18 protein-coding genes are annotated in these 21,115 nt (G+C 63.2%); 10 read left to right on the forward strand and 8 right to left on the reverse strand.

What is annotated here, in order from left to right:
* Window positions 1-41 precede the first annotated feature (41 nt).
* Window positions 42-1,085 carry an LLM class flavin-dependent oxidoreductase gene (locus ACA067_RS18965; protein WP_497457976.1) on the forward strand — a complete coding sequence of 348 codons (1,044 nt, stop codon included), beginning with the start codon at window positions 42-44 and terminating at the stop codon, window positions 1,083-1,085.
* 92 nt (window positions 1,086-1,177) lie between these two features.
* Here the strand turns inward: ACA067_RS18965 and ACA067_RS18970 are convergent, their stop codons facing one another.
* The 3 genes from ACA067_RS18970 to ACA067_RS18980 are packed head-to-tail and all read right to left on the reverse strand — an operon-like array spanning window position 1,178 to window position 3,716.
* Entirely contained in the window at window positions 1,178-1,930 is a 753-nt protein-coding gene (locus ACA067_RS18970) for a PAS domain-containing protein (protein ID WP_497457977.1), read from the reverse strand.
* Complete coding sequence (locus ACA067_RS18975) at window positions 1,931-2,602, reverse strand: response regulator (protein ID WP_497457978.1); 672 nt, start codon at window positions 2,600-2,602, stop codon at window positions 1,931-1,933.
* Window positions 2,571-3,716 carry an ATP-binding protein gene (locus tag ACA067_RS18980; protein WP_497457979.1) on the reverse strand — a complete coding sequence of 382 codons (1,146 nt, stop codon included), beginning with the start codon at window positions 3,714-3,716 and terminating at the stop codon, window positions 2,571-2,573. Before ACA067_RS18980 ends, ACA067_RS18975 begins: the two co-directional genes overlap by 32 nt.
* Before the next feature lie 224 nt (window positions 3,717-3,940).
* Between ACA067_RS18980 and ACA067_RS18985 the strand changes: the two genes are divergently transcribed.
* The 9 genes from ACA067_RS18985 to ACA067_RS19025 all read left to right on the forward strand — a co-directional run bounded on the left by ACA067_RS18985 (window position 3,941) and on the right by ACA067_RS19025 (window position 15,092).
* Window positions 3,941-4,453 (forward strand): dimethylamine monooxygenase subunit DmmA family protein, encoded by a 513-nt coding sequence (locus ACA067_RS18985; protein WP_497457980.1) that lies wholly within the window; start codon window positions 3,941-3,943, stop codon window positions 4,451-4,453.
* Window positions 4,450-5,379: a PDR/VanB family oxidoreductase gene (locus tag ACA067_RS18990; RefSeq protein WP_497457981.1), complete on the forward strand. Its 930-nt coding sequence runs from the start codon at window positions 4,450-4,452 to the stop codon at window positions 5,377-5,379. Before ACA067_RS18985 ends, ACA067_RS18990 begins: the two co-directional genes overlap by 4 nt.
* A 9-nt stretch (window positions 5,380-5,388) precedes the next feature.
* Window positions 5,389-6,402: a heme-dependent oxidative N-demethylase family protein gene (locus ACA067_RS18995; protein WP_497457982.1), complete on the forward strand. Its 1,014-nt coding sequence runs from the start codon at window positions 5,389-5,391 to the stop codon at window positions 6,400-6,402.
* Window positions 6,403-6,436: 34 nt separating this feature from the next.
* Window positions 6,437-7,567 carry an aminomethyl transferase family protein gene (locus tag ACA067_RS19000; RefSeq protein WP_497457983.1) on the forward strand — a complete coding sequence of 377 codons (1,131 nt, stop codon included), beginning with the start codon at window positions 6,437-6,439 and terminating at the stop codon, window positions 7,565-7,567.
* A 33-nt stretch (window positions 7,568-7,600) separates the two neighbouring features.
* Window positions 7,601-8,467 (forward strand): formyltetrahydrofolate deformylase, encoded by an 867-nt coding sequence (gene purU, locus ACA067_RS19005; RefSeq protein ID WP_497457984.1) that lies wholly within the window; start codon window positions 7,601-7,603, stop codon window positions 8,465-8,467.
* 43 nt (window positions 8,468-8,510) lie between these two features.
* Window positions 8,511-9,878 carry a trimethylamine monooxygenase gene (locus tag ACA067_RS19010; RefSeq protein ID WP_497457985.1) on the forward strand — a complete coding sequence of 456 codons (1,368 nt, stop codon included), beginning with the start codon at window positions 8,511-8,513 and terminating at the stop codon, window positions 9,876-9,878.
* Between the two features lie 15 nt (window positions 9,879-9,893).
* Window positions 9,894-12,236 carry a trimethylamine N-oxide demethylase gene (locus tag ACA067_RS19015; protein ID WP_497457986.1) on the forward strand — a complete coding sequence of 781 codons (2,343 nt, stop codon included), beginning with the start codon at window positions 9,894-9,896 and terminating at the stop codon, window positions 12,234-12,236.
* A gap of 156 nt (window positions 12,237-12,392) precedes the next feature.
* The gene (locus ACA067_RS19020) at window positions 12,393-14,072 is read left to right on the forward strand and encodes an APC family permease (protein WP_497457987.1); all 1,680 of its coding nucleotides are present in this window, start codon (window positions 12,393-12,395) and stop codon (window positions 14,070-14,072) included.
* Window positions 14,073-14,159: 87 nt separating this feature from the next.
* Entirely contained in the window at window positions 14,160-15,092 is a 933-nt protein-coding gene (locus tag ACA067_RS19025) for a bifunctional 5,10-methylenetetrahydrofolate dehydrogenase/5,10-methenyltetrahydrofolate cyclohydrolase (RefSeq protein WP_497457988.1), read from the forward strand.
* 87 nt (window positions 15,093-15,179) lie between these two features.
* On the opposite strand, the gene ACA067_RS19030 is transcribed toward ACA067_RS19025, so the two are convergent.
* From ACA067_RS19030 to glnT, 5 genes are all read right to left on the reverse strand, one after another.
* A complete protein-coding gene (locus tag ACA067_RS19030; protein WP_497457989.1) occupies window positions 15,180-16,505 on the reverse strand; it encodes an ammonium transporter in 1,326 nt (441 codons plus the stop codon).
* A gap of 208 nt (window positions 16,506-16,713) precedes the next feature.
* The gene (locus tag ACA067_RS19035) at window positions 16,714-18,048 is read right to left on the reverse strand and encodes an FMN-binding glutamate synthase family protein (RefSeq protein ID WP_497457990.1); all 1,335 of its coding nucleotides are present in this window, start codon (window positions 18,046-18,048) and stop codon (window positions 16,714-16,716) included.
* Window positions 18,049-18,068: 20 nt separating this feature from the next.
* A complete protein-coding gene (locus ACA067_RS19040) occupies window positions 18,069-18,752 on the reverse strand; it encodes a GltB/FmdC/FwdC-like GXGXG domain-containing protein (RefSeq protein ID WP_154976719.1) in 684 nt (227 codons plus the stop codon).
* Between the two features lie 11 nt (window positions 18,753-18,763).
* Window positions 18,764-19,669: a class II glutamine amidotransferase gene (locus ACA067_RS19045; protein ID WP_497457991.1), complete on the reverse strand. Its 906-nt coding sequence runs from the start codon at window positions 19,667-19,669 to the stop codon at window positions 18,764-18,766.
* Between the two features lie 70 nt (window positions 19,670-19,739).
* Entirely contained in the window at window positions 19,740-21,074 is a 1,335-nt protein-coding gene (gene glnT, locus ACA067_RS19050; protein WP_497457992.1) for a type III glutamate--ammonia ligase, read from the reverse strand.
* Window positions 21,075-21,115: the final 41 nt, after the last annotated feature.

Here is a 21,115-nt window from a genome sequence, read left to right on the forward strand (position 1 = left end):
GCAGTCGACAGGCCGACAACAAAAGATCCGAGGTAAGCGTCATGAAGTTTTCCCTGTTCGTGCACATGGAACGTTGGGACGAAAGCGTCAGCCACCGTCAGCTGTTCGAAGACTTGACCGAACTGACCCTGATGGCCGAGGCCGGTGGTTTCAGCACCGTCTGGATCGGCGAACACCACGCCATGGAATACACCATCTCGCCGAGCCCGATGCCGCTGTTGGCCTACCTGGCCGCCAAGACCACCACCATTCACCTTGGCGCCGGCACCATCATCGCGCCGTTCTGGCATCCGTTGCGAGTCGCCGGCGAATGCGCCCTGCTCGATGTGATCAGTAACGGCCGCATGGAAGTCGGGCTGGCCCGCGGCGCCTACCAGGTAGAGTTCGACCGCATGGCCGGCGGCATGCCTGCGTCCTCCGGTGGCCAGGCCCTGCGGGAAATGGTTCCGGTGGTGCGCGCCCTGTGGCAAGGCGATTACGCCCACGACGGCGATATCTGGAAATTCCCGACGTCCACCAGCGTGCCCAAGCCAATCCAGAAGCCCAACCCGCCGATGTGGATCGCCGCCCGCGACCCGGATTCGCACAACTTCGCGGTGGCCAACGGCTGCAACGTCATGGTCACGCCGCTGATGAAAGGCGACGAAGAAGTCCTCGACCTGAAGAACAAGTTCCAGACGGCCCTGGACAACAACCCGGACGTGCCGCGCCCACAATTGATGGTGCTGCGTCACACCCACGTCCACGCGGTCGACGATCCCGAGGGCTGGAAAGTCGGGGCCAAGGCCATCTCGCGCTTCTACCGCACCTTCGACGCCTGGTTCGGTAACAAGACAACGCCGGTCAACGGCTTCCTGGAACCGAGCCCGGAAGAGAAGTTCGCCGAGCGCCCGGAGTTCCAGCTGGAGAGCCTGCACAAGACCGCGATGATCGGCACCCCGGAAGACATCATCCCGCGCATCAAGTACTACCAGGAACTGGGGGTCGACGAGTTCAGCTTCTGGTGCGATAACAGCCTGCCCCACGCGGAAAAGAAAAAATCCCTGGAGCTGTTTATCAAACACGTGGTCCCGGCATTCCGCTGACACCAAGGTTCAAGGCTTCAAAGATTTAATGTGGGAGCGACGGTGCCGCGCTCCCACGCTTTATCTGCCGTGCTTTCCAGACCCACCTCCCTTCAGGGCCGCCCTGCCCCGCGCTCGAATATCGCCCCCTCGATACCCAGCACCTCACGGGTGTCGGCATAGATCCCCACGCCCTTTTCCCAGACGTGCTTGATCGACTGATCGGCGCAGCGAATCCGATAATTGAGTTCGAACGGTTCCTGCCGCGACAAGGCATATTGCACCTCGCGCCAGACGTAATCGGCATCCTGCGCCAGGATCAGGTTGTTGTAGGTGAACTCATGGTTGTCCACCAGTCGTTCCGGGGGATACCCGGTCAGTTGCAGGCAACCGGCACTGACGAATTCCATGGTCCAGTCGCGGTTGTTGCGGCCGCGATAGATCAGCCCCGGCATGCTGTCGAGCAGGCTCATGCTGCTGCGCTGGCTGGCCTGCAAGGCGATCTCGCGTCGTTTGTGCGCGGTAATGTCCCCGACCACCAGATAGAACCCCTCAGACCCGCGCTTGAGGCTGACGTCGAACCAGCGCAATTCCCCCGAAGGGTGAACGAAGCGCAGCCGCTGATTGAAGCAAGTCTCGGGGCGCCGGCGCAGTTCATGCAGGGCCTGGCGCCACAATGAACGGTCTTCGTGGTGCACGTAATCGACGAGATTACGCTCCGGCCCCGGCCGATCCATCAGCTCGACCCAGGCCAGGTTGAAGTGGGCGATCTGCCCGTTATCCCGCAGTTCGAGCAGCGCCGCAGGAAAGCGATCCATCAGCTGCAAGGGCGGTGTCTGCACGAATACCTCTGGCCGATCCATCATCTAATGCCGCTCCTCGTGTCGCACCGACGCACCGTTGTGCACCCACGCCGCCAGCTCCAGGCGCGAGTGCTGGCCGAGCTTTTGCAGCAGATTGCGCACATAGATCTTGACCGTGCCATCGCTGATTCCCAGTTCCCGGCCGATCTGTTTATTACTCATGCCGGCAGCGATCAGGGCCAGGGTCTGCCCTTCGCGTTCGGTCAGGTTGCCGGTGTCCAGCGGCTCCGGATCATGCGCCGGCCGGTGCGCCGAATCGCCCTGATCGGCCAGCAGGGCAATCAGGGTCGAATCCAGAACGATCGCGCCCTTGTGGCAATTGCGCATGTAGGCCAACAACGCATCGGGCTCGGTTTCCTTAAGCACATAACCGCAGGCCCCCAGGCGCAGGGCCGTCAACAGCTCGGCGCGATCCATCGAGGCGGTGAGCACCACCACCTGGCAGTCGAGGCGCAGCTGGCGCAGTTCATCGAGTACCTGCAAACCGCTCAAGCCAGGCATGTGCAGATCCAGCAGGACTTGCTGCGGTGCCAGGCTGACGGCCAGGTTGATGCCTTCGCGGCCACTGGCGGCCTGCCCCACCACTTCGAAGTCGTCACTGGCGCCGAACAGCTGCGCCAGGCCCTTGCGAAACAGCGGGTGATCATCGATCAGTAATAAGGTCGTGCAGTCCATCGAAACTCCCCTCTGGCAGATCCTGGTGGAGGCAAAGGCCCAGGTGTACGCGTACCCCGTGTGGGCGAATCGCTTCAATGGTCAGGCGGGCACCAATGCTCGCGGCGCGCTCGCGGATAATCGCCAGGCCGAAATGGTTTTCCTCCCCTGACGCCGGACTCAGGCCAATGCCGTCATCCTCCACCGACACCGAGGCATCACCGTCCTGGTTTTGCCGCAACTCGATGCGCACATGCCGTGCATGGGAATGGCGTACCGCGTTGGCCAGTGCCTCGCGAATGATCTGCAGAATCTGCAATTCGGTTTCCGGGCCCAAGGCATCGTCGGCAAGGCGATTGTCCAGTTCGAAAACGATGATGCAGCGCCGCGAGAACTCGGCAACGGAGTCGGCCAGGGCCTGACGCAGCGAGCGCCCGTCCATGGTCAGGCGCGCGCTGGTGATCAGTTCGCGCACCTGGCGTTGCAGCTGGCTCAGGCCGCCGCACAATTCCTGCAACACGGCAGTGGCGTGCGCAGGCGTGCCCGGTTGCGTGCGCAGCAAATGCGCCTGGAACGCCAGGTAACCCAACTGCTGCGCCACCGAATCGTGCAGTTCACGGGCCAGGGCACCGTGTTGGAACGTGGCTTGTTTGCGCTGTTGCTCACGGCTGTGGCAGCGCAAGCGTACGGTGACGCCGACCGCCTGCGCCGCCTCCTCCAGCAATGGGTGCCAGCTGGCGTGGACCGGTCGTGGGGTATCGAGCAACAACAGCGCTTTGCTCGAATCGTCACTTTGCGCCAAGGCACACAGCAGGCGATGCACGCCCCGTTGCCGGCAAGGGCCACAGACTTGAGCCGTATCCGTCAGTGCCCCGTCACGCCAGGGACAGCGTTCCACGCCCTTACAGCCCTCAAGCGATGCACGCCGTGCCGGCCCCAGGTCTTCGCCGCCCAGGATCAGATTCAGTCTGCCGCTGGGCAGCAGTGCGTCGAAACGGTCCAGAAAAGTCGCCAAGGCACCGTCAGCGTGCATTTGGCTCAGGGGCAACCCGGCCAACAACCTGCGCACGCTGCGTGCCTGATCGGGGCGGATACGCCCCCACCAGAGCGGCCACCACTGCGGTCGTGTTCGCACTCTCGATAACTCCCCGTCCGGCTGCTCAGCCCTGAACCGGGAGACCAGCAACTTCCATGCCCCTAAGCGGTGTCGTGCACGGCTTATCTCCAAAGACATAGCCCTTTTTCCGGATTGAGAAGATTTTCCCCATAGGAAAGTATCTTCCCCAACAGGAAACAAATTCTCTGTCCAACGCCACCTTCTCGCCTTTCGACAGGCGCGGATCAGCCAGGAAAGCCCACATGACGGATAGACACAGCGCCGCCCCGGACCGACTTCACAGCCTCCCGCGCTATCGCCAACCGCTACCTCAAGAGACCGCCACCCGGCACATTGTGGTCATGCAATCGGCTGCGGCCTGCGCGCCCTTTGTCGGCGAACTTGAACAGCCCCTGGTGCTCAATGACGAGAACGCCGACTTTGCCCGGCGCCTGCATCAGGTGCTAAGCAGTGCCACCGTCGGCAGCCATCTCTACATCATGGGTGACGAGGCCTTTATCTGGCGCATCCACGGCGAGGCCCGCGGCGCCGGGCTGGAAGATGACGAGATCGACATCACCCGCACGCTTGCCGGCCCGCGCCTGGTGTATTGCGTGCACTGTGGCCTGACTCAGGCTGCCGGGCCGGAGCCGCTGCTGGCCTGCATCGGTTGCGCCGTCGGGCTGCAAGTGCGCGAGCATTTCTCCAGACGCCTGGGGGCGTACCTCGGCGTCTGCAGCGACCCCGACCAACCTTACCCGGGAGCCCGGTCATGAGCGCCGTTCTCGAAGTGCGGGTCAGCGCGGCGAGAATGCTCACCCCGGTGGTGCGCGAATTCACCCTGCAGTCATGCGCCGGGCCCTTGCCAGGTTTTTCCCCCGGCAGTCATGTGCAGGTTCACCTGCCGCTGGCCGAGAGCAAGCTGCGCAATGCCTATTCACTGACCAGCGACCCGGCGCACAGCCAGCACTACCGCATCGCCGTACGGCTGCAGGAAGCTTCTCGCGGCGGCTCGCACTACCTGCATCGCCAGGTCCGGGTCGGCGACACCCTGCGGATCTCGCCGCCGGCCAATCTGTTCGCCCTGCACTCGACCGCCAGCCTGCACATCCTGATCGCCGGTGGCATCGGCATCACGCCGTTCATGGCCTACATCGCGGCCCTGGAACAACGCCAGGCGCACTTCGAATTGCACTATCTCTGTCGCCCCGGCCTGAGCGATGCCTATGTCGAGGACTTGCAACAGCGCCTGGGATCGCGACTGCACACCTACGCCAGCCGCCCGGACCTGAGCCGGATCCTGCGCGAGCGACCGCTGGGCAGCCACGTTTACACCTGCGGCCCGCAACCCTTGCTCGACGCGGTACGGCAACAGGCCAGGGCCCTCGGCTGGCCGCTCGGCCGGGTGCACTGGGAGGCCTTCAATGCCGCGCAACCGGGTCAGGCCTTCGACCTGCAATTGTTGCGCAGCGGGCGCCGCTTGCGGGTCGAGGCCGGACAAAGCCTGCTCGAAACACTGGAGTCCGCCGGCCTGCAAATCCCCAACCTGTGCCGTGGCGGCGTCTGCGGCCAATGCATGACCCGCCACCTGGGCGGCGACATCGAACACCGCGACAGCTTTCTGAGCCCCGCCGAGCAGGCGGACTTTCTCATGCCCTGTGTCTCTCGCGGCCGCGGCACTTGCGTTTCGCTGGATCTTTAGGAGTCGACCATGTCCATTCAAGCAAGCCCCGTGCAGAGTTACCGCGACGACTTCAGTTTTCGCAACAGCCCCGCTGCCATTCGCCGCTTTCCTTTCCCCTTCACCGAGGACAGCTACCTGTATTCGGTGAACATCGAACCGGCGACCTCCCGCGATCCCGGCTCGATTTACCAGCACCGGTTCGACATCGACGAACACTACCGTTCGGAAATGGCCGAGCGTGCCCTGGTGCTGGACAAGGATCCGCGCCGCTACCTGGTGCAGCCGCACATGCAAGTGGCGGCCTGGGATGCGCTGCAGATGCTCATGGAACACCTGGCCGCCGACTATCCGCAGTGGTTCACCCTCGAACGTGACGCCGACCACTGGCATTGGCGTAACAGCCTGCTGGATATCGACCAGCGCTTTGTGTTCGGTGATGCAACGAGCCTGCCCTGCGAGCCGCTGGAATTCATCGGCCGCCAGGTGCAGGGGGATTTCGCCCTGCTCGATCAGCGCGACGGCGATCTGTACATGGACGCCGGCCTGGTCACCAGCCCGGCCGACTGGTCCCTGGCCTTCGACGCCGGCATGAGTTTCAAGCAGTGGCATTCGCCGGTGCCCATGGCGCACCAGATGGGCGTGTTCGACCGCGCGCTGAAGTACCTGCTCAACCTGCAGGTGGGGCAGCCGGTGCGGCGCCTGAACTGGACGCTGACCATCAACCCGCGCCTGGATTCGTCCCCCGAGACCTTCCATGAATGGGGCGCCGACCGTGGCCGCATCACCGCCGAAAACGTCGGGCAGCAGGTGCATCTGCGGGTCGAGCTGCAAGTGATGGTCCGCCTGCCGCGTAGCCACGCAGTGATGTTCAGCATTCGTACCTACCTGATCAGCATGAACGAACTGGTCACTCAACCCGGCTGGGGCTGCCGCCTGCACCGAGTGCTGCGCGACCTGCCCGAGCCGATCGCCGACTACAAGGGCATGAGCCGCTACCGAGCGACCCTGGTCGAGTGGCTGAGCCGCTTCGACCAGGCCTGACCCCTTACCCATTTTTCCCGACAAGGATCCTCACATGGCTCACTCATGGCGTATTTCCGCATTGGCCGAACGGCACCGCGCACTCGGCTCGAACCTCGAAGACTGGAACGGCATGGGCACCGCCTGGACCTACAGCAGCGACCTGGCCGATCACCATCAGGCGATCCGCACCCGCGCCGGGCTGATGGATGTGTCCGGGCTGAAGAAAGTCCACTACGTCGGCCCCCATGCCGAGAGCCTGCTGCAATGGGCCACCACCCGCGACATCGCCAAGCTTTACCCCGGCAAGTCGGTGTACGCCTCGATGCTCGACGAGGACGGCAAGTTCGTCGATGACTGCATCGTCTACCGTACCGGGCCCAACGCGTTCATGGTGGTGCACGGTGCCGGCAGCGGTCATGAAATGCTGGTGCGTTCATCTCAGGGTCGGCAGGTGGCAGTGCTGTTCGATGACGACCTCCACGACCTGTCGCTGCAAGGGCCGCTGGCGGTGGACTTTCTCGCCGAGCACGTCCCCGGGATCCGTCAGCTGCCCTACTTCCATCACCTGCAAACCCGCCTGTTCGACCGCCCGGTGATGATCTCGCGCACCGGCTACACCGGCGAACGCGGCTACGAGATTTTCTGCAAGGCCGCCGATGCCCCGGCGCTGTGGGACAGCATCCTCGAACAGGGCGCGAGCCTGGGCATCATCCCGTGCGCCTTCACCGCCCTGGACTGGTTGCGGGTGGAAAGCTCGCTGATGTTCTTCCCCTACGACAATTCGCAGATGTACCCCTTCGCCGACCAGAAGGCCGGCGACACCCTGTGGGAAATGGGCCTGGATTTCACCGTCTCCCCGGACAAGCGCGAATTCCGCGGCGCCGAAGAGCACTTTCGCCTGCGCGACCAGGAGCGTTTCAGGATCACCGGCGTGTTGCTCGACGGCGTACGCGCCGCCGAGGCCGGCGACACCCTCTGGCAGGGCGACCGGCAAGTCGGGGTGATCACCTGCGGCATGTATTCGCGCCTGAGCAAACGCTCCATGGCCATCGCCCGGATGAGCGTTGCCTGCTCGCTTCCCGGCATTGCCCTGCAGGTGCGCGGCAGCCTGGAAAGCGCCGCCGTGACCCACGCCCTGCCCTTCGACGACCCGGAAAAAACCAAGCGCACGGCCAAGGGCTGAGCCTCCCCTTCACTTGCAATCAGGGAACCTTCAATGGACACCTCCAACGAACATTACATCCTCAAGATCGACTGCCCGGCAGCGTCCGGCATCGTCGCCGCGATCACCGCATGCCTGGCCCGGCAGCAGTGCTACATCAGCGAACTGGCGCAATTCGACGACGAGTTCACCGGGCAGTTTTTCATGCGCGCGGTGTTCCGCTTCAACACTGGCGTGGCCGGCAATATCGGTGCCCTGCGCGAGGATCTGGGCGACATGGCCGGCGGCTTCGACATGCAGTGGCAACTGTTCTGCAGCAGCCAGCCGACCCGGGTGCTGCTGATGGTCAGCAAGTTCGACCATTGCCTGACCGACCTGCTGTACCGCCATCGCAAGGGCGAGATGGACATGCACATCACCGCCGTGGTCTCCAACCACCTGGACCTGCGGGCCATGGCCGAACGCGAAGGCATCCGCTTCATCTACCTGCCGATCACCAAGGACAGCAAGGCCAGCCAGGAAGCCGAATTGATGCGCATCGTCGAAGACACCCGGACCGACCTGGTGGTGCTCGCCCGCTACATGCAGATTCTCTCCGACGGTCTGTGCCAGCAGCTGTCCGGTCGGGCGATCAACATCCATCACTCGTTCCTGCCCGGCTTCAAGGGCGCCAAGCCCTATCACCAGGCCTACGACCGTGGCGTGAAGCTGATCGGCGCCACCGCCCACTACGTCACCAGCGACCTCGACGAGGGCCCGATCATCGAGCAGGAGATCCAGCGCGTCGACCATACCCACCTGCCCGACTCCCTGGTTGCCATCGGCCGCGACACCGAGACCGTCGCCCTCTCCAAGGCCCTGAAATATCACCTGGAACACCGGGTGTTCATCAATCAGGACAAGACAGTGATCTTTCGCTGAGCGCCCCTGCTTTTTATCTCAAGAGCCATTACGAGGCACGATCATGACTTTACGCGTGGCAATCATCGGTGCCGGCCCCTGCGGCCTGGCGCAACTTCGAGCCTTCCAGTCGGCCCGCGACCAGGGTGCCGACATCCCGCAGCTCGTGTGCTTCGAGAAGCAGCGCGATTGGGGCGGCATGTGGAATTACACCTGGCGCACCGGCCTGGACGAGAACGGCGAACCGGTGCACGGCAGCATGTACCGCTACCTGTGGTCGAACGGACCGAAAGAATGCCTGGAGTTCGCCGACTACAGCTTCGAAGAACATTTCGGTCGCCCCATCGGCTCCTACCCGCCTCGGGAGGTGCTGTGGGACTACATCAAGGGGCGGGTCGAAAAAGCCGGCGTTCGCGACTATATCCGCTTCAACAACGTGGTACGCCAGGTCACCTTCGATGAACACACCCAGCGCTTCACCCTGTATGCCCACGATTACGACAGCGACACCCTGAGCTGCGAAGAATTCGACTACGTGATCAACGCCTGCGGCCATTTTTCCACGCCCAAGGTGCCGTACTTCGCAGGCTTCGAACAGTTCGCCGGGCGCATCCTGCATGCCCATGATTTCCGCGAGGCCCTGGAGTTCAAGGGCAAGGATCTGCTGATCGTCGGCAGCAGCTATTCCGCCGAGGACATCGGCTCGCAGTGCTACAAATACGGCGCCCGCAGCATCACCAGCTGCTACCGCTCCGCCCCCATGGGCTACGCCTGGCCGGACAACTGGGAAGAAAAACCGCTGCTGCAACGCCTGGAAAACAACCGTGCATACTTCATCGACGGCAGCAGCAAGCACATCGACGCGGTGATTCTGTGCACCGGCTACAAGCATCACTTCCCCTTCCTGCCGGACGAATTGAGCCTCAAGACCGACAACCGCCTGTGGCCGATGAACCTCTACAAAGGTGTTTTCTGGGAACCCAACCCGCGGCTGATCTACCTCGGCATGCAAGACCAGTGGTACTCCTTCAACATGTTCGACGCCCAGGCCTGGTACGCCCGCGATGTGATCCTCGGACGAATCCAGCTGCCGAGCCGGGCCGAAATGGTCGCCGACAGCCAGCAATGGCACGAACGGGAACAGACACTGGACACCAACCAGCAAATGTTCGAATACCAGGGCGCCTACATCCAGCACCTGGTGGACGCCACCGACTACCCGAATTTCGACATCGCCGCGGTCAACCAGACCTTCCTGCACTGGAAGCATGACAAGGCGCAAAACATCATGGGCTACCGCGACAAGTCCTATCGCTCGCTGATGACCGGCACCCAGTCGCCGCCCCACCACACCCCTTGGTTGCAGGCCCTGGACGACTCCATGGCGGCGTACCTCGGGGAACCGTCGACGTCCATCAAGTCGGTCGGCTGACCCGGGAGCCTGCTCATGAATGCACCTCGTGTTTCCCGCCCCCGGGAGCCTGGACTGCTTGCCCGGGCCGCGGATCTGGAGCGCTACCGGGTGGCCGCCGGTGGCCTGACCCTGGTTGCCTTGCAGCCCGGTGACAGCCTGCAAGTGATCGACCTTGAGGGCCGGCAACCCTGCGAGCTGTTGGCCCTGGATGCCAGCGGTCGCAGTGCCCTGGCGGACTGGGGGTTGAGCGCTTCGCCAACCTGCGGTTTCATCGCCGCACGGCTGGCCGAACCGACGGTCCAGGCGCGTCGCATTGGCCAGGCGTTGACCCGGCGCGGAATCGATCCGCAACACCTGCCCGCCGCCGCGTCACTCTGGGACGATGACAGCCCGGCCGGGTACAGCCGTCGCTTCGTCGCCAGCGATGAGTGGCTGATAATCATCGCCGCGCCCGCCGGACCGACCGCCGTCGACCGGCAATACCGACCCAGCGAACTCAGGGTCTGGGTGACACGGGCCGATCCCTCACCCCTGTTGATTCCACATTTGCCCGAGCCCCTGGGTGAACTGCTCGACGAGTTCACCCTGCGTCCCGGCACTGCCCACAGTTACACCGTCGGCAAGGGCCAGTACGTGCAAGTGCTGGATGTCGCCGGCCGCCAGTGCTCGGACTTCGTTGCCCTGGATCGGCGGGCGCTGGATCGCGGCCTGGAGCTGGACCTGGACCAGACCGTCACCCGCACCCTGAACGGCAGCGCCTACCCGGCACCGGGGCTGTTCTCGAAATTTTTCGACCGGCAGATGCAACCGATGCTCGAGGTGGTGCGCGACACCGTCGGCCGCCACGACTCCTTCGCCCTGGCCTGCGCCGCGCGCTATTACGAGAGTCATGGCTACTTCGGGCACGACAACTGCAGCGACAACCTCAGCCAGGTACTCGCGCCCCATGGGGTCAAGCCCCGCAATGGCTGGCCGGCAATCAATTTCTTCTTCAACACCGGCATCGACGGGCACCAGCAGATGACCCTGGATGAACCCTGGTCGCGCCCCGGCGATTACGTGTTGCTGCGGGCCATGACCGACCTGCTTTGCGCCAGTACCTCGTGCCCGGATGACATCGACCCGGCCAATGGCTGGAACCCGAGCGATATCCATGTCCGCATCTACAGCGAAAAGGAGCGTTTTTCCATCGCCATGAGCACTCGAACCACGGCCGATGCCGACCCGATTCTTACCCGTGAGTCCGCGTTCCACTCACGCACCCGCGCCTTGACCGGCAGCTTCGTCGACTACCGCAACTGGTGGCTGCCACTGCGTTATGACGGCTATGGCGCGATCGAGGAATACCTGGGTTGCCGCGAACGGGTGGCGGTGATGGACCTGACCGCCCTGCGCAAATTCGAAATCATCGGCCCCGATGCCGAAGCCTTGTTGCAGTACTGCCTGACCCGGGATGTGCGGCGCCTGGCGGTGGGGCAAGTGGTGTACTCGGCGATGTGCCACGATCACGGCGGCATGCTCGACGACGGCACGCTGCTGCGCCTGGGACCGGACAATTTTCGCTGGATTTGCGGCGAGGACTACGCCGGGACCTGGCTGCGCGAGCAGGCGCAGAAGCTCGGCATGAAGGTGTGGATCAAGTCCGCCAGCGAGCAGATCCACAACCTGGCGGTGCAAGGCCCGATGAGTCGTGAGCTGCTCAAGCAGATGGTCTGGACCGCGCCCACCCAGCCGAGCCTGGAAACCCTCGGCTGGTTCCGCTTTCTGGTGGGTCGCCTGGACGGTTACGACGGCTGTCCGCTGATGATCTCGCGCACCGGCTACACCGGCGAGCTGGGCTACGAAGTCTGGTGCCAGCCCGAGGATGCCGAGCGAGTGTGGGACCGGATCTGGGCGCTGGGCCAGCCCTTGGGCCTGGTGCCCCTGGGCCTGGAAGCCCTGGACATGCTGCGCATCGAAGCCGGGCTGATCTTTGCCGGCTACGAGTTCAGCGACCAGACCGATCCGTTCGAGGCCGGTATCGGTTTTTCGGTGCCGCTGAAAAGCAAAACCGATGACTTCATCGGCCGCGACGCCCTGTTGCGGCGCAGCGCCCATCCTGCCCACAAGCTGGTGGGCCTGCAATTGAGTGGCAATGAAGGTGCCCACCATGGCGACCCAGTGTACCGCGGCCGAGCCCGGGTCGGGGTCATCACCAGCGCCTGCCGCTCGCCGCTGCTGGCCAGCAACATCGCGCTGTGCCGGGTCGACGTGGCCTGCGCCGACGCCGGCACAGTGTTGGAGATCGGCAAAGTCGATGGCCTGCAGAAGCGCATCAGCGCCACGGTCACCGCGGCGATTTTCTACGACCCGGACAAGAGCCGGGTGCGCAGTTGATCGAGCTCTCACTCACTTTTGACTGCCCATACCCACACCTGTAGGAGCTGGCTTGCCAGCGAAGGCGTCCTCACGGCTCGTGCAAGGCTCAAGAATGCCATCGCCAGCAAGCCGGCTCCTACAGGTCCCGCTCTACTCAGACATGGGAATACGAAGATGGAAGCGACTACGTTCGAGGCCGTACCGCAGGCCGCCGGTTCAGTGGGCAGCCTGCAGCGCAAGATCGATTGGCGCGGGGCGTTCTGGGTCGCCAGCGGCGTGCCCGCCCTGGTGCTGTTCTCTATCGGCGCGATTGCCGCCACGGTCGGCAAACCGGCCTGGATCGTCTGGATCGTGTCGATCCTGTTCGGCTTTATCCAGGCCTTCACCTACGCCGAAATCGCCGGGCTGTTCCCACACAAGTCCGGCGGTGCCTCGGTCTATGGCGCGGTGGCCTGGGTGCGCTACAGCAAGCTGATCGCACCGGTTTCAGTGTGGTGCAACTGGCTGGCCTGGTCGCCGGTGCTGTCGATCGGTTCAGGGCTGGCGGCCGGTTACATCCTCACCGCGCTATTTCCCGCCGATGCACTGATCAACACCTGGCAACTGACCTTGCTCGACCTGGGCTGGATCAAGAGCGGTCTGTCGCTGCGGATCAACGCGACCTTCGCCATCGGCCTGCTGATCCTGCTGACCGTGTTCGCCGTGCAGCATGGCGGTATCCTGCGCTCGGCACGCCTGACCCTGGTGCTCGGCGTGACCTCGCTGATTCCCTTGCTGTTGGTGGGCATGGTGCCGTTGTTCACCGGGGATGCGACCCAGGCCAACTTCCTGCCGCTGTACCCACTGGCCCATGATGCGGCTGGGCAAGTGATCGACGGCACCTGGGACATTTCCGGCTGGTCGCTGATGGCCGGCGGGCTGTTCATGGCGGCGTGGTCGACCTACGGTTTCGAAACGGCGGTGTGCTACACCCGGGAATTCAAGGACCCCAAGCGTGACACCTTCAAGGCGATTTTCTATGCCGGCCTGTTGTGCATCCTGGTGTTCACCCTGGTGCCCCTGGCCTTTCAGGGCAGCCTCGGCCTCGGCCAACTGGTGACCCCGGCGGTGCTCGATGCCAGTGGCGCGGTGGTCACACCGGCGGTCTACAGCGGCCTGTTGTCGCCGGCGATCTACAGCGGCATGGGCGTCGGCCAGGTCATGGCGGACAGCATCGGCGGCGGCAAGGTGGTGGCCAACATCGTGTTGATCATGCTGGTCCTGGCGACCTTGCTGGCAATCATGACCTCGATGTCCGGTTCCTCGCGCACCCTGTACCAGGCTTCGGTGGACGGCTGGTTGCCGAAGTACCTGGGCCGCACCAACGAACACGGCGCGCCCACTGCCGCCATGTGGACCGACCTGTCGTTCAACCTGCTGCTGTTGCTGATGTCCGACTATGTGTTCGTGCTCGCGGCGTCCAATGTCAGCTACATCATCTTCAACTTCCTCAACCTCAACGCCGGCTGGATCCATCGCCTGGATCGTCCGGACTGGGTACGCCCGTACAAGGCCCCCACCGTGCTGCTGGTGGCCGGCGGTGTACTGAGTTTCGTCAACCTGGCCTGCATGGGCCTGGGCGCCGATATCTGGGGCGCCGGAACCCTGATGACCGGCCTGCTGCTGGCGTTGTTGATCCTGCCGGTATTCTGCTACCGCCACTATGTGCAGGACCGCGGACGCTTCCCCGAAGCGATGCTCAGCGACCTGTATATTCAGGCCGATGCCGGTCAGAAACGCGCCGGTTGGTTGCCTTATGCCACACTGATCGCGGGTGTTCTGGTGGTGTACGGCTGCCATCAACTGGTAGCCTGAACGCACTTGCCTGCAGGTCTCTGATGGATCATCGGGGCGCAACGACGCCTCGATGATCATTTCGCCCACCTATCAATCCAGACAACGGTGACTCTTTTGATCAGCACCACCCCTGCACTTGCCCGCGATATCGACGGCAAAGCCATCTCCGCGCGGGTTCTCGACGAGGTTCGGGAAGAAGTCCTGGCCCTGGCCGGGCAACAGATTTATCCGGCCCTGGCCGTACTGCTCGTCGGTGAAGACCCGGCCAGCGAAGTCTATGTGCGCAACAAACTGCTACGGGCCAAGGAGGTCGGTATCCGTTCCCTGGAGCATCGCCTGGCGGAAAATGCCAGCCAGAACGATGTGCTGGAACTGATTGCACAGTTGAACGCCGACGCCTCGGTGAACGGCATCCTGGTGCAGTTGCCCTTGCCGGCGCATATCGACGAGCAGGCGGTGATTCATGCCATTCACCCGATCAAGGACGTGGACGGTTTTCATCGCGAAAACGTCGGCGGCCTGGTGCAAGGCATCGAAGTCCTGACACCCTGCACGCCCAGCGGTTGCATGCGTCTGCTGCAGGAAACCTGCGGTGAGTTGAGCGGCTTGCACGCGGTGGTCATCGGCCGTTCGAACATTGTCGGCAAGCCCATGGCGACCTTGTTGCTGCAGGCCAACTGCTCGGTCAGCGTGGTGCACTCGCGCAGTGTCGATGCGCCGACGCTGTGTCGTATGGCGGACATCGTTGTTGCTGCGGTGGGTCGGCCGCATTTGATCGATGCCAGTTGGCTCAAGCCCGGGGCCGTGGTGATCGATGTCGGGATCAATCGGATTGCCGGCGAATCCGGCCCTCGTCTGGTCGGCGATGTCGATTACGCCAGTGCGCGCACCGTTGCCAGTGCAATCACGCCGGTGCCTGGCGGTGTCGGGCCGATGACTATTGCGTATCTGCTGAAGAACACCTTGATCGCCAGCCAGTTGCAGCGTGCCGTGCAGCTTGGCGGACCGCAGGTGGTGAGTGTGCCGGTGTTGGGGTGAGTTGGACGGTGTACATAGAAAAAAACCCTGCCGGCAACGACAGGGTTTTTTCGCAAGCTCAAGAGAGATTTCGATCAACCATCAAGCTCAATGGTTGTAAGCACGCTCGTTGTGCTCAGCCAGATCCAGCCCCATGTCCTCCACCGACTCATGGGCCCGCAAGCCGACCAGCGCATTGACCACTTTGAGAATGATCCAGCTGATGACAAAGCAATACACCGTTGTCATCAGCACACCCTTGATCTGCGCCACGACCTGGGCGCCCATGGTCACCCCTTCCACCAGGCCGCCCAGGGACGGCACGCAGAATACCCCGGTCAGCACCGCGCCGATCATCCCGCCGATGCCATGCAAGCCGAATACATCCAGGCTGTCGTCATAACCGAAGCGGCGCTTGAGCACGGTGACGCTCAGGTAGCAGAACACCCCGCACAACAGACCGATGGCCAGTGCACCACCGACGCCCACATAGGCGCATGCCGGGGTAATCCCTACCAGGCCAGCCAGGGCACCGCTGGCCAGACCGAGCGCACTCGGCTTGCCGACCTTGAACCATTCGGTGAACATCCAGCCGAGAATCCCGGCGCAAGCACCCAGCTGGGTATTGAGCATGACGACGCCAGAGGTACCGCTGAGGCCGCCACCGGAACCGATATTGAAGCCGAACCAACCGACCCAGAGCATCGCCGCGCCGGCCATGGTCAGGCTCAGGTTGTGGGCCGGCATCGGCGTGTTCTGGTAGCCCTTGCGCTTGCCGAGCATCAGGCACGCGGCCAGCGCGGCGACACCGGCGTTGATATGCACCGCGGTGCCCCCGGCAAAATCGAGCACACCCCAGTTATGCATCAAGGCCCCCGCTCCCCCCCAGACCATGTGCGCCACCGGGGCATACACCAGGGTGAACCACAGCGCCATGAACAGCAGCGCTGCCGAGAACTTCATGCGCTCGGCGAACGCCCCCGCAATCAGTGCCGGGGTGATGATGGCAAAGGTCATCTGGAAGGTCACGAACACCCCTTCCGGTATTTCGCCGACCAGGCTGTCCGGGGTCATGCCAGCCAGGAAGGCCCGACTCAAGCCACCGACGAAACTGTTGAAGGTCACCTGCCCCTCGACCATGCCGGAGCTGTCGACCACCATACTGTAGCCATACATCACCCACAGCACCCCCACCAGGCCGGCGATGCCGAAGCATTGGGTAAACAGCGAGAGCATGTTTTTCGCCCGCACCAGGCCGCCGTAGAACAATGCGAGGCCAGGCAGGCACATGAACAACACCAGCACGGTGGCGGTGACCATCCATGCGGTGCTGCCGGTGTTCAATGTTGGTGCATCGGCCGCCTGCGCCAGCGGCACCAGTGCACCGACCGCCAACAAGCCAAGAAGGGATTTGCCGAGAGGACGATTGACCATGTTCAAAGCTCCTGCAAAGGAAATGGGAAGTGCCGGGCAGTGAGCAACTGTTGTTTCATGGGCCTCTTTGCGGGCCCCCTCAATCTGATCGTTCCCACGCTCTGCGTGGGAATGCAGCCGGTGACGCTCCGCGTCACGAAAGCGGGACGCAGAGCGTCCCAAGAGGCGTTCCCACGCGGAGCGTGGGAACGAGCGTCACCGGCCCGGTTCAATAACCGGAACCAGGAATCCAGCTAGTCCCCGCCAGCGGAACTCGCGCCATGGCCGCCGACTCCACCGTCAGCGCCACCAGATCCTCAGGATCGAGGTTATGCAGGTGCGATTTACCGCAAGCCCGGGCCATGGTCTGGGCTTCCAGCACCATGACCCGCAAGTAATTGGCCAGCCGACGCCCCCCCTCCACCGGGTCCAGGCGCTTCGACAGCTCCGGATCCTGGGTGGTGATCCCGGCCGGGTCGCGACCGTTCTGCCAGTCATCGTAGAAACCCGCCGCCGAGCCGATTTTTGTCAGTTCCTCGTCCAGACGTGGATGGTTATCGCCCAAGGCAATCAGCGCCGCCGTGCCGATGGCCACCGCATCCGCCCCCAGTGCCATGGCCTTGGCCACGTCGGCACCGTTGCGGATACCCCCGGAGACGATCAGCTGAACCTTGCGATGCATGCCCATCTCTTGCAAAGCCTGTACCGCTTGCGGGATGGCCGACAAAATCGGGATGCCGACGTGTTCGATGAACACTTCCTGAGTTGCCGCCGTCCCGCCTTGCATGCCGTCGAGCACAATCACGTCGGCCCCGGCCTTCACCGCCAGCTTGACGTCGTAGTACGGCCGGCTCGCGCCGATCTTCACGTAGATCGGTTTTTCCCAATCAGTGATTTCCCGCAACTCGGCAATCTTGATCGCCAGATCATCCGGCCCGGTCCAGTCCGGATGACGGCAAGCGCTGCGCTGGTCGACACCGATCGGAAGCGTACGCATGCCCGCCACACGCTCGGTCACTTTCATCCCCAACAGCATGCCGCCGCCACCGGGTTTGGCGCCCTGGCCGAGGACGATCTCGATGGCGTCTGCCTTGCGCAGGTCGTCCGGGTTCATGCCGTAGCGCGACGGCAAATACTGATAGACCAGGTGTTGGGACTGGCCGCGCTCTTCCGGGGTCATGCCGCCGTCACCGGTGGTGGTGCTGGTGCCAGCGATGGTCGCGCCACGGCCCAGGGCTTCCTTGGCATTGGCTGACAATGCACCGAAACTCATGCCGGCGATGGTCACCGGAATCTTCAGGTGGATCGGTTTCTTGGCGAAACGGTTGCCAAGGATCACATCGGTGCCGCACTTCTCCCGATAGCCTTCCAGCGGGTAGCGCGAAACGCTGGCGCCGAGCAGCAGCAAGTCATCGAAATGCGGCAGCTTGCGCTTGGTGCCGCCGCCACGAATATCGTAGATGCCGGTTTCCGCGGCACGCTGGATTTCCTGAATGGTCAGGCGGTCGAAGGTGGCGGACTCGCGCAGCACCGGAGCTGCTTTTTGGCTGATAGGGTCGCTCATATCTGTTCTCCTCGCGCGGATCAGTACGCGGACGCGTTATCGACTTTGAAGTTGTACAACTGACGGGCCGAGCCATAGCGCTTGAAGTCAGCCGCCTTGTGCTCGAAACCGGCTCGGTTGAGCAGCACTTGCAGTTCCTCCAGGTGCTCGGCGCGCATCTCTTTCTCGACGCAATCGGAGCCCAGGGACTCGACCGTGCCTTTCACATAGATGTGGGTCTCGTACAACGAATCGCCCAGGGCATCGCCGGCATCGCCACAGACCACCAGGCGCCCGGCCTGGCCCATGAAGCAGCTCATGTGGCCGATGCTGCCGCCGACCACGATGTCGATGCCCTTCATGGAAATCCCGCAACGGGCGCCGGCATCGCCCTCGATCACCAGCAGTCCGCCATGGGCCGTGGCACCGGCCGCCTGGGAGGCGCTGCCTTTGACGCGGACGTAGCCGGACATCATGTTCTCGGCGCAACCGACGCCGACATTGCCGTGAACGGTGATCGAAGCCTTCTGGTTCATGCCCGCGCAGTAGTAGCCGGCGTGGCCCTGGATATCGATGGACACGGCCTGATTCACCCCGACCGCAAGGTTGTGCTTGCCGTTCGAATGAGTCACTACCCACTCGCGGTCTTCAACGGTGGTGGCCTGGTCGTGCAGCGCCTGGTTGAGATCACGCACGGTGGCAGTGGAAAGATCGATGGTTTTCATGTGTGCGCTCCTTAAGCTGACTCGCGTTCCCAGATGTACAAGGTGGCCGGTGCCGGCTCCCAGATCCTGGCGTGTTCGATGCCCGGCAGGCTCGACAGCGCCTGATATTCCGAGGCCATGGCGACGTAGTCGTCGGTCTCGGCGAGGATCGCCGGCTTGCAGGCGATCGGGTCGCGGATCACCGCAAAACCGTTACGGGTGCCGATGGCGAAGGTGAAGAAACCGTCGAGGTCCTCCAGGGAATGATCCAGCGCTTCCTTCAGCGAATCGCCCTGCTGCAGGCGCCAGGTCAGGTAGCCGGCGGCCACTTCGGTGTCGTTGTCGGTCTCGAAATGAATGCCTTCGCGCTTGAGTTCCTGGCGCAGGCGGAAGTGGTTGGACAGCGAACCGTTGTGCACCAGGCACAAGTCGGCGCCGGTGGAAAACGGATGGCTGCCTTCCATGGTCACCGCGCTTTCGGTGGCCATGCGGGTGTGGCCGATGATGTGGCTGCCCTTCATCCCGGCCAGGCCGAAGCGCTGGGAAATCTCCTGGGGCAAGCCCATGCCCTTGAGGATTTCGATGCTCTGACCGGCGCTCATGATGCGCACGCTCGGCGCCAGTTCGGCGAGGGCCAGGCGCACCGGCGCCTCTTCGGCGTGAATCTTGAGCACGGCGGCGCTGGCGTTCTGGAACCAGTCCAGGGAACAGCCGAGGCGGCCTTCCAGTTCGCTCATCAGCGGTTTCCAGTCAAAGCCTTCAGTGGTCGCCTGCAAGGTCAATTTGACCCAGCCATCGGCCACTTCATCGCCGTAGATGGCGAAGCCGGCACTGTCCGGGCCACGATCGGTCATGGCCTGCAACATGGGTTCGAACAGCTTGCCGAGCTGGGATTCCAGCTGCGGATTTTTCAGGTACAGACCTACAATTCCACACATATCAACGCTCCTTCGGAGGCAGTGAACGCCCGACGCCGTGCCGGGTGCCCGAATGGTTGTCAAAACAGAGTCAGAAAAATTCGGTGTAGCGCTGGATCTCCCAGTCGGAGACGTGGCGGCTATATTCCACCCACTCCATGCGCTTGAGCTTGATGAACTCGCCGACGATCTGCGGGCCCAGCACCTCGGCGAACAGAGGGTCGGCTTCCAGCGCGTCGCAGGCTTCCTTTAGCGATTGCGGCAGGGTCTTGATGCCGCGCGCGGCGATCTGCTCCAGGCTCAGGCTGTAGAGGTTTTCGTTGCAGACATGGTCGATTTCCAGCTGGCGGTCGATACCGTCCAGGCCGGCGGCGATGATCGCGGCGCTGACCAGATAGGGATTACAACCGGCGTCCGGCAGGCGGAACTCCAGGCGGCCATAAGGCACCCGCACCATCGCCGAACGGTTGTTGGCGCCGAAGGCAATGAAGGCTGGGGCCCAGGTCGCGCCGGACAACGAGTTGCCCACCACCAGCCGCTTGTAGGAGTTGACCGTCGGCGCGGCAAAGGCACAGAGCGCCGGGCCGTGGGCGAGCAAACCGGCGGCGAAGTGATAGGCCAGTTTCGACAGGCCCATGCCGCTCGGATCGCTGGCGTCATGGAACAGGTTCTTGTTGTCGGCACTGCTGATCGACAGGTGAAAGTGCATGCCGTTGCCGGCGCGCTTCGGGTCGGGCTTGGGCATGAACGAGCAGATCATCCCCAGGTCATTGGCGATCTCGCCGGCGGCCATGCGAAAGAAGGTGAAGCGATCCGCCGAGGTCATGGCGTCGCTGTAGGTGTAGTTGATCTCGAACTGGCCGTTGGCGTCCTCGTGGTCGATTTGATAGACCTCGAAATCCACCGCCTGCAGGGCTTCGGTCAGCCGCTCGAGGAACACCCGGGAGCGCGACAGGCCTTTGTAGTCGTAGCAAGGCTTGTCCAGGTTGTCGCTGAGGTCGACCAGTTGCAGCTTGCCCTGTTCGTCGCGGCGCATCAGGTTGAATTCGGGCTCAAGACCGGTGTTGAGGGTCCAGCCTTTTTCTTCCAGGCGCTGCACTTGTTGCTGCAGCACATAACGGCTGTCATAGGGATGGGGTTGGCCGCCGACATGACCGACGCACACCACCCGCCCGTAACCCGGCTGCCAGGGCACCGGGGTCAAGGTGGACAAGTCGCCGCGGGCCATGAAGTCCGGACCGTGAGGCTCCATGCCCATGCCGCTGATCGCGAACCCGGCAAAACCGGCACCTTCTTCGGCGACGGTCTTGAGCCCGCAAATCGGTACCGATTTGGTCTTGGCCGCACCATGAATATCCACAAACTGCGCAAGCACGTACTTGATCCCGTGCTTGTCGATGATGCGCTGGGTTTCTGCTGGCAACATTGCTCGTCACTCCTCGCGAAAGGCAAAACATTGTGGATTGG

Source organism: Pseudomonas sp. LBUM1674 (assembly GCF_059695635.1).

What these genes read in the sequence shown, in the direction of transcription:
- ACA067_RS19000 (WP_497457983.1), top strand. Translation starts at nt 6,437, where the DNA reads ATGGCTCACTCATGGCGTATTTCCGCATTGGCCGAACGGCACCGCGCA.
- ACA067_RS19030 (WP_497457989.1), bottom strand. Translation starts at nt 16,505, where the DNA reads ATGGTCAATCGTCCTCTCGGCAAATCCCTTCTTGGCTTGTTGGCGGTC.
- ACA067_RS18970 (WP_497457977.1), bottom strand. Translation starts at nt 1,930, where the DNA reads ATGATGGATCGGCCAGAGGTATTCGTGCAGACACCGCCCTTGCAGCTG.
- ACA067_RS19040 (WP_154976719.1), bottom strand. Translation starts at nt 18,752, where the DNA reads ATGAAAACCATCGATCTTTCCACTGCCACCGTGCGTGATCTCAACCAG.
- ACA067_RS18990 (WP_497457981.1), top strand. Translation starts at nt 4,450, where the DNA reads ATGAGCGCCGTTCTCGAAGTGCGGGTCAGCGCGGCGAGAATGCTCACC.
- ACA067_RS18965 (WP_497457976.1), top strand. Translation starts at nt 42, where the DNA reads ATGAAGTTTTCCCTGTTCGTGCACATGGAACGTTGGGACGAAAGCGTC.
- ACA067_RS19020 (WP_497457987.1), top strand. Translation starts at nt 12,393, where the DNA reads ATGGAAGCGACTACGTTCGAGGCCGTACCGCAGGCCGCCGGTTCAGTG.
- ACA067_RS18975 (WP_497457978.1), bottom strand. Translation starts at nt 2,602, where the DNA reads ATGGACTGCACGACCTTATTACTGATCGATGATCACCCGCTGTTTCGC.
- ACA067_RS19015 (WP_497457986.1), top strand. Translation starts at nt 9,894, where the DNA reads ATGAATGCACCTCGTGTTTCCCGCCCCCGGGAGCCTGGACTGCTTGCC.
- ACA067_RS18995 (WP_497457982.1), top strand. Translation starts at nt 5,389, where the DNA reads ATGTCCATTCAAGCAAGCCCCGTGCAGAGTTACCGCGACGACTTCAGT.
- ACA067_RS19010 (WP_497457985.1), top strand. Translation starts at nt 8,511, where the DNA reads ATGACTTTACGCGTGGCAATCATCGGTGCCGGCCCCTGCGGCCTGGCG.
- purU (WP_497457984.1), top strand. Translation starts at nt 7,601, where the DNA reads ATGGACACCTCCAACGAACATTACATCCTCAAGATCGACTGCCCGGCA.
- ACA067_RS18985 (WP_497457980.1), top strand. Translation starts at nt 3,941, where the DNA reads ATGACGGATAGACACAGCGCCGCCCCGGACCGACTTCACAGCCTCCCG.
- ACA067_RS19045 (WP_497457991.1), bottom strand. Translation starts at nt 19,669, where the DNA reads ATGTGTGGAATTGTAGGTCTGTACCTGAAAAATCCGCAGCTGGAATCC.
- ACA067_RS19035 (WP_497457990.1), bottom strand. Translation starts at nt 18,048, where the DNA reads ATGAGCGACCCTATCAGCCAAAAAGCAGCTCCGGTGCTGCGCGAGTCC.
- glnT (WP_497457992.1), bottom strand. Translation starts at nt 21,074, where the DNA reads ATGTTGCCAGCAGAAACCCAGCGCATCATCGACAAGCACGGGATCAAG.